Origin of the sequence: Streptomyces sp. NPDC005494 (assembly GCF_042872025.1) — a bacterium.
GTDB lineage: Bacteria > Actinomycetota > Actinomycetes > Streptomycetales > Streptomycetaceae > Streptomyces.
On sequence record NZ_JBIAJR010000009.1, the window covers coordinates 185,376 to 198,025 of the forward strand.

Below are 12,650 nucleotides of genomic sequence, written 5' to 3' on the forward strand. Positions count from 1 at the left end.
AAGGCGGCCGGGTCTCCGGGGGCGGGGAAGGTCAGGCGGCGTTCTCCTGCTCGCGCTCGACCTGCTCGTTCCACTCGCGCTTGACCGCGCGCCAGGCGTCGTCGTTCTGCCCGAGGCGCCAATACCCCGAGATCGACAGCTGCTGGAGCGGAATGCCGCGCTCCAGGCGCAGATGGCGCCGGATCTCCTTGACGAAGCCCGCCTCCCCGTGGACGAAGGCCTGGACCGTGCCCTCCGGGAAGTCCAGCCCGCCCACCGCCGCGACGAGAGCCTCGCCGACCGGCCGGTCGCCACGGTGCAGCCAGGTCACCGAGACTCCGTCCGGCGTCACCAGCTTCTGCTCCTCGGAGGCGTCCGGCACCTCCACGAAGGCGTGCACCAGGGCGCCCTGCGGCATTTGCTCCAGTGACGCCGCGATCGCCGGCAGGGCGCTCTCGTCACCCACCAGCAGGTGCCAGTCCGCCGAGGCGTCGGGGGCGTATCCGCCGCCGGGGCCCAAGAAGGTCACTTGGTCACCGGGGAGCGCCCGCGCCGCCCAGGGGCCCGCAAGGCCCTCGTCGCCGTGCACCACGAAGTCGATCGCGAGCTCGCCGGTGCCCGCGTCCCAGGAGCGCACGGTGTAGGTGCGGGTGGTGGGCCACAGCTCGCGCGGATACTCCTCACGGATCCGGGCCATGTCGAAGGGGTGGGAGTAGTCCGCGCCCTCGGGGGCGAAGCACAGCTTGACGTAGTGGTCGGTGTAGCCCTCGAGGGTGAAACCGGCGAGGCCGTCGCCACCGAGGATCACGCGCACCATGTGCGGGGTGATCTGCTCGGTGCGCAGGACCTGCGCCCCCTGCGCCTTCGGTGCCCGGCGTTGCGGCCGCTCTGCCACGAGGTACTCCCTGCTCTGGACATGTGTGAAGCTCTGCGTACTTAGGCTTACCTAAGCTAACATCTCACGCCTGGAGTGTCAGGAGCAGGCGCTGCAGTGCACCGCCCAGCCCCCACCGCGTCGCGAGAGCCTCCAGTGCGGCAGGGTCGCGCGGTTCGCGGGGGAGCGCGGCGTCGAACGCGGGTACGGGGACGTCGTCGGCGACGCGGACCACCTTGGGGGCGACGGCCACGTAGTCGCGGGCCTCGTCGAGCCGCTTGCGCTGGGAGGGGGTCAGGCGGGCAGAGGGGTCGTCCACCGCGGCCATGATCCCGGCGAGGTCTCCGAAGGCGTCCAGCAGCTTCGCCGCCGTCTTCTCGCCGATCCCGGGGACCCCCGGCAGTCCGTCGCTCGGGTCGCCGCGCAGCAGGGCCAGATCGACGTATCCGGCGCCGTCGACCCCGTACTTCTCGCGCAGCCAGGCCTCGTCCGTCATCTGGAGCGTACCCACGCCCTTCAGGGGGTAGAGCACCCGGACCCCACGGGCGTCGTCCACCAGCTGGTACAGGTCGCGGTCCCCGGTCACGATGTCCACCGGCCCGGTGGCCCGCCGTGCCAGCGTGCCGATCACGTCGTCCGCCTCGTAGGGGGCGACACCCACCCGGGCGATGCCCAGGGCGTCCAGCACGTCCTCGATGACGGGGACCTGAGGGGAGAGCGTGTCCGGGGTCTCCTCCTCGTCGGGCATGCCCGCGGGGGTCTCCGTCGCCACCCGGTGCGCCTTGTACGTGGGGATCAGGTCGACCCGCCACTGCGGGCGCCAGTCCGCGTCCATGCAGGCCACCAGGTCGTCGGGCCGGTGGTCCTGCACGAGCCGGGCGATGAAGTCGAGCAGCCCGCGCACGGCGTTGACCGGAGTGCCGTCCGGTGCGCGCACCGAGTCCGGGACGCCGAAATAGGCGCGGAAGTAGAGGGAGGCGGTGTCGAGGAGCATCAGGCGTCGCGTCACACCCCGATGATGCCGCAACCCTCCGACAGTGCGTGCGAGGGAAGCGCGCGGTTCCCGCGACAGCGGTTGCTTACGAGTGAACTGGGTCACACAAGTGTTTGTGTGGCGTAAGTGAGGGCAGGCGCGCCACCGGAGCGGACCACGTCCATTTTTGACTGATGCGCGTGCTCTGCGGGCCGAATCCGCACCGCTCCACGGTCTGCCGCGGGGGTGGCAGACCGTTTCGGTTCAACGCGTGAGGTGTATGTGTCAAGGCTGCAAGCGGAGCACCTGTACAAGGTGTTCGGCAGACGACCCGATCAAGCCGTGCGGAAGCTCGAAGGCGGGACCCGCCGCGACGAGCTGCGCGCCGACGGAACGACCGCAGCGGTGATCGACGCCTCGTTCACCGTGGAGCCGGGCCAGATCTTCGTCGTCATGGGGCTCTCCGGATCCGGTAAGTCCACCCTGCTCCGGATGCTCAACGGCCTGCTGGAGCCCACTGCCGGGCGGGTGCTGTTCGACGGTCAGGACCTGACCGCCCTCAGCCCTCGTGAGCTGCGCAGCGTCCGCTCCACCAAGATCAGCATGGTCTTCCAGCACTTCGCGCTCTTCCCCCACAGGAGCGTCCTGGAGAACGCCGCCTACGGGCTGGAGGTCCAGGGCGTCCCGCGTGCGGAGCGTGAGGAGCGTGCCGCCCAGGCGCTGGAGCTGACCGGTCTCGCCGGCTGGGAGAAGTCCTGGCCCGACGAGCTGTCCGGGGGTATGCAGCAGCGCGTGGGCCTGGCCCGCGCGCTCGCCACCGACGCCGACCTGCTCCTGATGGACGAGTCCTTCAGCGCGCTCGACCCGCTGATCCGCCGCGACATGCAGGACCAGCTCCTGGAACTGCAGAAGCGGCTGAAGAAGACGATCGTCTTCATCACCCACGACCTCAACGAGGCCATGCGCCTCGGTGACCGCATCGCCGTGATGCGGGACGGCGAGATCGTCCAGCAGGGCACCGCCGAGGACATCCTCGTCCGGCCGTCCAACGACTACGTCGCCTCCTTCATCCAGGACGTCGACCGGTCCCGGGTCCTCACCGCCGGTTCGATCATGGAGGCGCCGGAGGCGGGCCGTTCCGACAAGGACGTGCTGGCCGAGGCCCCCGCGACCGTGACGACCGAGACCCCCATCGCCGAACTCTTCACCCCCTGCTCCACGAGCGGGGTGGCCGTCGCGGTCACCGGTGAGGACGGCGGAGTCATAGGCGTCGTCCCGCGCTCCAGGCTCCTCGCCGCGCTCGGCGAGGAACCGCAGGTGGAGGCCCCCGTGCCGGCCCAGCGTGAGGCGAAGAAGGTGATCGCCGGTGCCTAGGCTCTCCTTCGGCAGCTGGGTCGAGGACGCGGTCGACTGGCTCCAGTCGAACCTCACCTGGATCTTCGACTTCATCAAGACCGTCCTCGGCGGCATGTACGACGGTGTCAACGCCGTGCTCAGCGGCGGTGACGCCCTCCTGATGGCCGGGATCTTCGCCGTCGTCGCGTTCTGGCTGCGCGGCGTGATCCCCGCCGTCCTCACCTTCGTGGGCTTCGCGCTCATCGACTCCCTCGCCCTCTGGGACGAGGCGATGGCGACGCTCTCCCTGGTCGTCGTGGCGGCAGTGATCACCATCGTGATCGCGGTTCCCACGGGCATCTGGGCGGCGCGCAACAACAGGGTCGGCGCCGCGCTTCGGCCGGTGCTCGACGTCATGCAGACGATGCCCGCCTTCGTCTACCTGATCCCCGGCGTCATGTTCTTCGGCGTCGGCGTCACCCCCGGTGTCATCGCCACCATCGTCTTCGCGATGCCGCCCGGCGTCCGTATGACCGAGCTGGGTATCCGCCAGGTCGACAGCGAGCTGGTCGAGGCCGCCGAGGCCTTCGGTACCACGCCCAAGCACACCCTCACCCGGGTGCAGCTTCCGTTGGCGCTGCCGACGATCATGGCCGGGATCAACCAGGTCATCATGCTGGCCCTGTCGATGGTCGTCATCGGCGGCATGGCCGGCGCCGGCGGTCTCGGCGAGAAGGTCTACGCCGCGATCACCCAGCTCCAGGTCGGCCTCGCCGCCGAGAGCGGGATCGCCGTCGTCATCCTCGCCATGTACCTGGACCGGATGACCGGCGCGCTCAACGAGCGGGTCTCCCCGCTCGGCCGCCGCGCCGCCGCCAAGGTCGCCGCGGGTGCGCGGCGGCTGAAGTTCACGCACTACAAGCCGGGCACCGCCGTCGCGATGACCGGTGTCGTCGTCCTCGCGCTCGTCGCGGGAGGCCTCAACATCGCAGGTTCCTCCGACTCGAAGGCGGCGCAGGCCGACGCCTCGAACGTCGGCAAGGGCCAGAAGATCAACATGGGCTACATCCCCTGGGACGAGGGCATCGCCTCCACGTTCCTGTGGAAGGAGATCCTGGAGCAGCGCGGCTACGAGACCGGGATCACCCAGCTCGACGCCGGTCCGCTCTACTCCGGTGTCGCCCGCGGCGACATCGACTTCCAGACGGACTCCTGGCTGCCGACCACGCACAAGGACTACTGGGACAAGTACAGCGACCAGCTGGACGACCTCGGTTCCTGGTACGGCCCCACGTCGCTGGAGCTGACGGTCCCGTCGTACGTCAAGGGCATCGACTCGCTCGAGGACCTCAAGGGCCAGGGCAAGAAGTTCGACGGCAAGATCATCGGCATCGAGGCCAGCGCCGGGATGATGGGCACCCTCAACAAGAAGGTGCTCAAGGAGTACGGCCTCGAAGGTGAGTACAAGGTCGTCTCCTCCAGCACCTCCTCGATGCTGGCCGAGCTCAACGCCTCCATCAAGAAGAAGGAGCCCGTCGTGGTGACCCTGTGGTCGCCGCACTGGGCCTACGGCAAGCACGACCTGAAGAAGCTCAAGGACCCGAAGGGTGCCTGGGGCAAGGGCGAAGAGGTCCACACCGTCGCGCACAAGGGCTTCGCCAAGAAGGCGCCCGCCGTCGCCGAGTGGCTCAAGGACTTCAAGCTCTCCGAGGAGCAGCTCACCGGCCTCGAGAACGAGATCCAGAACGCCGGTCAGGGCAAGGAGCAGGACGGCGTCCGCGCCTGGCTGAAGAAGAACCCGGGCCTGGTCGACAAGCTGGCTCCGGTGCCGGGCGGCGCGGGCGGCTCGCAGCAGGGCAAGGACGCGGGCAAGACCGTCAACATGGGGTACTTCCCGTGGGACGAGGCGATCGCCTCCACCTACCTCTGGCAGAACATGCTCGAGGACCGGGGTTACAAGACCACGGTCAAGCAGCTCGACCCCGGCCCGCTCTACACCGGTCTCGCGCAGGGCCAGCTCGACGTCCAGTTCGACTCCTGGCTGCCGACGACGCACAAGGACTACTGGGACCGGTACAAGGACAACCTCACCGATCTCGGTTCCTGGTACGGCCCGACCTCGCTGGAGCTGAGCGTGCCCTCGTACGTCAAGGGCATCGACTCGCTCGAGGACCTCAAGGGCCAGGGCAAGAAGTTCAACGGCAAGATCATCGGCATCGAGTCGAGCGCCGGGATGATGGGAACCCTCAACAAGAAGGTGCTCAAGGAGTACGGCCTCGAAGGTGAGTACGAGGTGGTCTCCTCCAGCACCTCGTCGATGCTGGCCGAGCTGAACCGGTCGATCAAGAAGAAGGAGCCCGTCGTGGTGACCCTGTGGTCGCCGCACTGGGCCTACGGCAAGCACGACCTGAAGAAGCTCGAGGACCCGAAGGGTGCCTGGGGCGAGGGCGAGCAGATCCACACGGTCGCCAAGAAGGACTTCGCCAAGGACTTCCCGGAGCTGACCGGCTGGCTGAAGGACTTCAAGCTCAGCGAGGCGCAGCTGGCCTCGCTGGAGGTTGAGCTCCAGAAGGGCGGCGCGGGCAAGGAGAAGGAGTCCGCCCGCCGCTGGATGGACGCCAACCCGGACGTGGTCGCGAAGCTGGCACCCGTCAGCTGACCCCCGGGCCCACGGACCAGCCATGACGAAGGGGACGGCCCCGGTAGCGAACCGGAGCCGTCCCCTTCAGGCTTGTCTCAGGGAGTCCCCGAAGGTTTCCCGTCCGTCCTCGTCCGCCCGCTTCCCCTCCATCACGCGAACGACATGCGTAGGGTGCTGGCAACCGGCAGGATGGCGAACCGGGGAGGGAGCCGGACATGGACGACAAGGAAGCCCTTCGAGTGGGTGCCGCGGTCCGCCGACGCCGCAGGACCCTCGGACTCACCCTGGCCGCGGTGGCCGGGCGCAGTGGCCTGTCCGTACCGTTCCTGAGCCAGATCGAGAACGAGCGGGCCAGACCGAGCCCCCGCTCCCTGGACCGGGTGGCGCAGGCGCTGGAGACCACGACCGAGCGGCTGCGGGCCGCGGCGGACTCGGCACGCGCCGTGGACGTCGTGCGGGCCGACGGCGAGGACGGCGTGCGCCGCCTGGTGCGAGGCCGCCACCAGCTCAGCGCGCTGGAGTTCAGCGGCGAACCGGACCTGGGGCGCGAGTTCCAGCACCGCAACGACGAGGTGATGTACGTCGTGGAGGGTGCCGTCGAGGTCGAGGCCGAGGGACAGGCCCATCGGCTCGGCCGGGGCGACACCCTCTTCCTGTCCGGCGGGGTCCGGCACCGCTGGCGGGCGGCCGTTCCCGGCACCCGGCTGCTGGTCGTCTCCGTCGCCGAGCACATCGACGCGACGTACGACTCGCGCCGCTGACGGGGCTGCCGTGCGTGTCGTGTCCCTCGTTCCCTCGCTCACCGAGGCGGTCGCCGTCACGGCCCCCGGCCGTCTCGTCGGTGTCACCGACTGGTGCACCCACCCCGCGGGGCTGACCGCGGCGCGGATCGGCGGCACGAAGAACCCCGACACCGCCGCGGTGGCCGCCCTGCGCCCCGACCTCGTCCTCGCCAACGAGGAGGAGAACCGGGAGGCGGACCTCGACGCCCTGCGCGCGGCCGGCCTGGACGTCCTGGTCACCGAGATCCGCACCCTCGACCAGGCCTTCGCCGAACTGGAACGGGTCCTCGCCGCGTGCGGCCTGCCCCGGGCGCGCTGGCTGGAGGAGTCACGTGCCGCCTGGTCGGCGCTGCCGCCGGCGCCCGTCACGCGCCCCGCCGTCGTGCCGGTCTGGCGCAGGCCCTGGATGGTCCTGGGCCGTGACACCTTCGCCGGCGACCTGCTGGCCCGCCTCGGGATACGCAACGTGTACGCGGACCACCACGAGCGCTACCCCCGCGTCCCCCTGGCCGAGCTGAACGCCGCCGGCGCCGAGCTGGTGGTGCTGCCCGACGAGCCGTACCGCTTCACCGCCACCGACGGGCCCGAGGCCTTCCCCGGACTGCCCGCCGCGCTCGTCGACGGGCGGCACCTCACGTGGTACGGACCGTCGCTCGCCGAAGCGGCCCCGGCGCTGCGAGCAGGGCTCCGCTGACCAGCCCGCCCACCGTCCGCAGCCCGGCGAACGCCCAGGCGGCCACCAGCAGTGCGTACAGCGCCGCGGCGAGCCAGGTGAACGCGTGGAGCCCGGTGTGCCGGGCCAGTCCCGCCGCTCCGGTGACGCACGTGCCGACCGGGAAGGTGAACCCCCACCACGTCATCGTGAACCGCATGCCGCGCCGCACCGCGCGCACCACCATCGCGGCGGACAGAGCGAGCCACAGCAGTGCGAACCCCATGACCGGGACCCCGTAGAGCACGGCGAACGCGCCGAAGGCCGAGGCGTACGGCGCGGCGATCGCGCCGGGCGCGGCATCGGCCAGCTGGTTGACGGCGGTCGTGGACTGGCCCAGCGGGCCGAGCACGAGGAAGAGCGTCGGCGTCAGCGCGAGGGGCAACGGGCCCTCGTGGACCAGCCGCGCGAAGACCAGCGGGAGGACCACCAAGGTCGCCAGCAGCGACAGCCCGAACATCGCGTAACAGGCCAGCAGGAGCGCCTCGCGCCCCTGGCCGGGCGGCAGCTCCGGCACCAGCAGCGGCCCGACGGCGGCCGACACCATCGGGGCCACCAGCGGCAGAAGCCAGACCGGGGAAGCGCTGCCCTGCGCCGGCCGGTGGCGTACGACCATGAGATACGGGATCACCACGGCGGTGGCGAGCCCGCTCAGCGTGCCCGCCGAGAACAGCACCACGTCCACGGCGACGGCCGCCTGGTGCCCGAGAACGTCCCGGCCGACCACCAGGGTGCCCGCGCCCACGGCGAGCAGCGCCATGGACAGGCAGCCGTGGAACGGGGCCACGGCGGGATCCAGCAGATGGGCACGCGCCTGGTCCGGGTGGAGGAGCCAGTGGCCGGCCCGGGCCGCGAGCACCACGACGAGCAGCACGGCGGAGAGGGCCCAGACCATGAGGCAGGCCGCACGCAGGCCCGGCACGTACAGGGGCAGAGCGGCGCCGGCCGTGGCCACGACGGCCGTGCCCATCACGGTGGCGTACCAGTTCGGGCCGAGATGCCGCAGTGCGGGGAGGCGGACGGCTGCGGGCCGGGGGGAGGGCGCCTCGGTCGTGATCCGCGGAAAGATGGCCATGCCACGATTCTGGGTGGGCGGCCCCCCGCACACCAGTGAGCACACGGCTATGGGGCCATAAGCTGGGGTTATGACCAGTCCCGTCCCTCCGTCCTCCTCCTTGCCCCACCGGGTTCCCGATCTGGGAGCCATGGTGCTTCTGCTCGCCGTCGCGCGGCACGGGAGCCTGGGCCGGGCCGCGCGGGAGGTCGGCATCAGCCAGCCGGCGGCCTCCAGCCGGATCCGGTCCATGGAACGGCAGCTGGGGGTCGCGCTGCTGGACCGTTCCCCGAGCGGCTCCCGGCTGACCGACGCCGGCGCCCTGGTCACCGACTGGGCGCGCCGGGTGGTGGAGGCCGCCGAAGCCTTCGACGCGGGCGCTCAGGCGCTCCGCGACCGGCGGGACTCCCGGCTGCGGGTGGCGGCCAGCATGACCATCGCGGAGTACCTGATGCCGGGCTGGCTGATCGCCCTGCGCGCCGGCCGCCCGGACACGGCGGTGTCCCTGCTGGCGGGGAACTCGGCTGTCGTCGCCCAGCGGCTGCTCTCCGGCGAGGCGGACCTCGGCTTCGTCGAAGGGCTGTCCGTGCCGGAAGGCCTCGACGGCACCGTCATCGCGCACGACCGGCTCGTCGTCGTGGTCGCCCCGTCCCACCCCTGGGCCCGCCGGCGTACGCCCCTGACCCCCGGCGAGCTCGCGGCGTCCCCCCTGATCCTGCGCGAACGCGGTTCGGGCACCCGCCAGGTCCTGGACGCGGCGCTCGCCGTGCACGGCGGACTGGCGAGCCCGCTGCTCGAACTCTCCTCCACCACTGCCGTGAAGGGCGCGGCGGAGAGCGGCGCGGGCCCCTGCGTGCTGAGCGAACTGGCGCTCTCCGAGGAGCTGTCGGCCAGGCGCCTCGTCGAGATTCCCGTCGCGGGCGTACGGCTCCGCCGGCAACTGCGCGCCGTCTGGCCCGCCGGGCACCGCCCGTCCGGCCCGGCCCGCGACCTGCTCTCCCTGACCGCACACCCCTCGGGTCCGGCGCGCGGTTGAGACGTGGGCGCTCGCGGCCGGCTCATGTGCCGCTCGCGGGCCGGTTCATGTGCCGGACACCTCTGCTCGACCTCATGTCCGGGCAATCGTCCCCGGCAGGATTTCCATGAGACGAAGGTCACTTTCGCTTTTGGGTCCGGCGTGCAGGTGTCGGCTGAATGTACCCATCTGCGCAGGTGGACGCGTTCATCCGCGGTCCCTACGGTCACTGGCAGTCACATCATGTGATCTTTTTCTGTGGGCTCTGGGGGGCTGGGGGATGTTTCGTCGTGCCCGCGCACGCGGGGGAGCGGGAAGACCGGCGGCGGCGTGGGTGCTCGCCGTCGCACTGGTGGCCGGTACGGCTTCGGTGGCCGGCGTCGGACTGCGAGCACGACCTGCGGAACCGGGCCCGGGACACGCAGTGCACCGGCCTGAGCAACGCGGGGGTCAGAGTCCTGCGACGCGATCGGAGAGCTCGGCCGGTTCGGCGACCGCGACGACGGACGCTCTCCTGACGGCGATCGGATGCTGATGGCCGACGACGAGGAAGCGGACTTCCCCTACTGGAGCATCGACATGCCGGGGCTCGACGAGCGCCGCGCCGCCGAGCTGGCCGACCTGGTCCGGCGGTCGGACGCGGGGATCGTTCCCACACTGGTCGACCCGAGGCTCTGGCTCACCGTGCACCTGGACCGGGAGACGGTCGAAGTGATCCGGGACGCCCTGGCCTCCGCCCCGGCAACCGCGACCACGGCAGCCCTGGTCGAGAGCTTCGACGAGTGGCTGGACAGCTCGGCGGACGCGGGGCCCACGCCGGGAGCGACCCGCCCGGCACACGGCGGGGAAGGGGGAGCCGACAGTCCGTGAGGGCTCCCGCGTCCCGGGCCGGGGGCGGACGTCCACCCCCCGGCCCGGGACGCGGCACTACGGCTTCCTCCTCCTCGGCCGAGGCTCCGTACCGTGCGCAGGCGTGGAGGGACCTGATGAAGGGCCGGGAGAGGCCGAGCTCACAGGCGCGTCGAGGAAGGAAGGGTCACCCGGTGGCTGCTGAGACGCCGCACGGCGCGATCACCACGCTCCTGGAGGGCGCTGTGGTCCGGTCCGTCGGCAGGGCCGCGGACATGGGCGTGATCGAGTTCGCCGGTCCGGCGGGCGAGAAGGTCATGGTCCATGTGCAGTGCCCCTTCCGGATCACGCACGAGGGAAAGACCGTTCTCGGGTCCGCGGACATGCGATACGCGCAGAAGGGAGCGGGAGCCACCGCCTTCGACGAGTTCCGCACGGTGTACGACGCCCGCGCGGCCACGCTCGACGGGGTACTCGGGCAACTGCGCCCCACCGTGGACGCCGTGACCGTCGGCGAGGCCGGGGAGTTCACCGTGACCTGGGCACCCGGCTTCAGGCTCGCGGTGTTCCCCGACTGCTCCGGCGCCATGGAGGCCTGGCGGGTACTCGTACCGGGCGGCGCGCACCACGGATTCCCGCAGGACGCGGTCTGAGACGGCCCGGCCCCTGCTCCGCGCGCGTCGCGGAGCAGGGGCCGGGCCGTGTGTGCGACACGCGCGAAGCCGGGGGACAGGCCACCCGTGCGAGACGCGCGAAGCCGGGGCCGGGCCACCCGTGCGAGACGCGCGGAGGTTCCCTCAGGCCCGGTCCGCGACCGGCTGCGCCGCCCCCGTACGCGTGCGGGCCGCGTCCACCAGGGCCCGCATGATCCGCGGGTCGTCGCCCATCTCCGGGTGCCACTGCACACCCAGCACCCACGGGGTCCCCGGCAGCTCGATCGCCTCCACCGTGCCGTCCGCGGCGTACGCGGACGCCACCAGCCCCGGCGCGAGCCGGTCCACGGCCTGGTGGTGGTAGGTCGGGACGGACGCCTCATCGGGCACGAGCGAGGCGTACAGCGTGCCCGGGACCGGTGTCACCGTGTGCTCGCCCAGCACACCCGCCTTGCCGAACGGGCCCGCGTGGCCGTCAAGATGCTGGGTCAGGGTCCCGCCCAGCGCGACGTTCAGCAGCTGCATCCCCCGGCAGATCCCGAGCACCGGCACACCCGCCTCGCGCGCCGCGCGCAGCAGGGCCACCTCCCAGGTGTCGCGCTCGTGCGCCGGCGGGCCGGTCCTGAAGTCGCGCTCCGCGCCGTACAGTCCGGGATCGACGTCCGCGCCGCCCGCGATCACGAGGCCGTCCAGCCGGGCGACGACCTGTGCGGCCCGCGCCGGGGCGTCCGGCGGCAACAGCGCGGCCAGGCCGCCGGATCGCTGGACCAGCCGCGGATACGCGGAGGGGAGCACCGCCGCGGGGAGTTCCCAGACGCCCCAGCGAGCCGCCGGCTCCAGATAGGTCGTGACGCCGATGAGCGGTTCGTGCATGGTGCGGTCCCTCCGGCGGCCGGTCTGCGGACCGGCCCGGTGCAATGGTGTCGCGTCATACCTTTGTTCGTCGAACGCCGCCGCGCAAGAGCAGTGATCCGGAAGGGCAAGATCAAGCCAGGAAGCCCCGGAGCAGTGCCGCGGTCCCCGCGCAGTGCTCGCGCACCACCGCACGCGCCGCTTCCTCGTCGCCGTCGAGCACCGCCTCGACGAGGGCCGTGTGCTGCTGCTGCGAATGCTCCAGATTCCGTACGAGCAGGGGTATGCAGTCCAGCAGGTCGTTCACGGTCGCCCGGACGGTCGCGTAACGGGCCGTGAGGGAGGGGGAGCCGGACAGCTCCGCGATCGTCAGGTGGAAGAGGGTGTCGAGCCTGCGGTAGTCGGGCAGAGGTGCCTCGTGTGTCGCCGCCAGAGCCGTCCGGAGCCGGTCCGCCCCCTCGTCGTCGAGGCCGCGCGAGGCGCACAGGCCCGCCGCCCCCGTCTCCAGCACCTCCCGGAACAGCAGAACGTCCTCGATGTCGACACCGGCCACCCGCCGGCGCAGTTCGTCCCCGTCGGCCGGGCCGGTGCGCCGAAGCACGAACGTGCCGCCGTATCGGCCGCGCCGCGCCTCCACCAGCCCCTGGTCCTGGAGCACCTTCAGCACGTCGCGCAGGGTGACGCGGCTGATCCCGAGGAGGGCGGCGAGCTCACGCTCGGCCGGCAGCCGTCCGCCCGCGGGCACCAGGCCGAGCCGGACCACCTGGAGGATCTGCTCCAGGGCCTCCTCGAAGCCGCTGCCCGCCCGGACCGGCCGCAGCGCGGGCAGCAGCGGACCGGAAGCCCCTGGTTCCACGGTCTCCTCCGCCACGTCCCGATTCCCTTCCCTCCAATGGTTTTCTCCCATACCTTAAGCCTTCCGGCTGACCGA

At 71.5% G+C, this 12,650-nt stretch carries 12 protein-coding genes; 7 read left to right on the forward strand and 5 right to left on the reverse strand.

Annotation, left to right across the window (positions count from 1 at the left end):
- Positions 1-31: 31 nt before the first annotated feature.
- Entirely contained in the window at positions 32-874 is an 843-nt protein-coding gene (locus ACFYQ6_RS25255; protein ID WP_361574525.1) for a siderophore-interacting protein, read from the reverse strand.
- A 64-nt stretch (positions 875-938) separates the two neighbouring features.
- Positions 939-1,847, reverse strand: a complete 909-nt coding sequence (locus ACFYQ6_RS25260) for a 5'-3' exonuclease (RefSeq protein WP_361574947.1) — start codon at positions 1,845-1,847, stop codon at positions 939-941.
- A 261-nt stretch (positions 1,848-2,108) separates the two neighbouring features.
- Between ACFYQ6_RS25260 and ACFYQ6_RS25265 the strand changes: the two genes are divergently transcribed.
- The 4 genes from ACFYQ6_RS25265 to ACFYQ6_RS25280 all read left to right on the forward strand — a co-directional run bounded on the left by ACFYQ6_RS25265 (position 2,109) and on the right by ACFYQ6_RS25280 (position 7,278).
- Positions 2,109-3,200: a glycine betaine/L-proline ABC transporter ATP-binding protein gene (locus ACFYQ6_RS25265; RefSeq protein WP_361574522.1), complete on the forward strand. Its 1,092-nt coding sequence runs from the start codon at positions 2,109-2,111 to the stop codon at positions 3,198-3,200.
- The gene (locus ACFYQ6_RS25270) at positions 3,193-5,820 is read left to right on the forward strand and encodes an ABC transporter permease/substrate binding protein (RefSeq protein WP_388765041.1); all 2,628 of its coding nucleotides are present in this window, start codon (positions 3,193-3,195) and stop codon (positions 5,818-5,820) included. The genes ACFYQ6_RS25265 and ACFYQ6_RS25270 overlap by 8 nt, the downstream gene beginning before the upstream one ends.
- Before the next feature lie 197 nt (positions 5,821-6,017).
- Complete coding sequence (locus ACFYQ6_RS25275) at positions 6,018-6,563, forward strand: XRE family transcriptional regulator (protein ID WP_356740066.1); 546 nt, start codon at positions 6,018-6,020, stop codon at positions 6,561-6,563.
- Positions 6,564-6,573: 10 nt separating this feature from the next.
- Entirely contained in the window at positions 6,574-7,278 is a 705-nt protein-coding gene (locus ACFYQ6_RS25280; RefSeq protein ID WP_361574515.1) for a helical backbone metal receptor, read from the forward strand.
- Here the strand turns inward: ACFYQ6_RS25280 and ACFYQ6_RS25285 are convergent.
- The gene (locus tag ACFYQ6_RS25285; RefSeq protein WP_388765045.1) at positions 7,217-8,371 is read right to left on the reverse strand and encodes a TDT family transporter; all 1,155 of its coding nucleotides are present in this window, start codon (positions 8,369-8,371) and stop codon (positions 7,217-7,219) included. The genes ACFYQ6_RS25280 and ACFYQ6_RS25285 overlap by 62 nt on opposite strands.
- 70 nt (positions 8,372-8,441) lie before the next feature.
- Here ACFYQ6_RS25285 and ACFYQ6_RS25290 point away from each other — a divergent pair, with 70 nt between their 5' ends.
- From ACFYQ6_RS25290 to ACFYQ6_RS25300, 3 genes are all read left to right on the forward strand, one after another.
- Positions 8,442-9,386, forward strand: coding sequence for a LysR family transcriptional regulator (locus tag ACFYQ6_RS25290; protein WP_361574509.1), 945 nt, complete (start codon positions 8,442-8,444; stop codon positions 9,384-9,386).
- A 507-nt stretch (positions 9,387-9,893) separates the two neighbouring features.
- Positions 9,894-10,235: a hypothetical protein gene (locus ACFYQ6_RS25295; RefSeq protein WP_361574505.1), complete on the forward strand. Its 342-nt coding sequence runs from the start codon at positions 9,894-9,896 to the stop codon at positions 10,233-10,235.
- A gap of 173 nt (positions 10,236-10,408) precedes the next feature.
- A complete protein-coding gene (locus ACFYQ6_RS25300) occupies positions 10,409-10,867 on the forward strand; it encodes a hypothetical protein (protein WP_361574502.1) in 459 nt (152 codons plus the stop codon).
- Between the two features lie 144 nt (positions 10,868-11,011).
- Here ACFYQ6_RS25300 and ACFYQ6_RS25305 read toward each other — a convergent pair whose 3' ends face one another.
- Positions 11,012-11,740, reverse strand: coding sequence for a gamma-glutamyl-gamma-aminobutyrate hydrolase family protein (locus ACFYQ6_RS25305; protein ID WP_361574499.1), 729 nt, complete (start codon positions 11,738-11,740; stop codon positions 11,012-11,014).
- A 112-nt stretch (positions 11,741-11,852) separates the two neighbouring features.
- Positions 11,853-12,590 carry a FadR/GntR family transcriptional regulator gene (locus tag ACFYQ6_RS25310; RefSeq protein WP_388765048.1) on the reverse strand — a complete coding sequence of 246 codons (738 nt, stop codon included), beginning with the start codon at positions 12,588-12,590 and terminating at the stop codon, positions 11,853-11,855.
- Positions 12,591-12,650 lie beyond the last annotated feature (60 nt).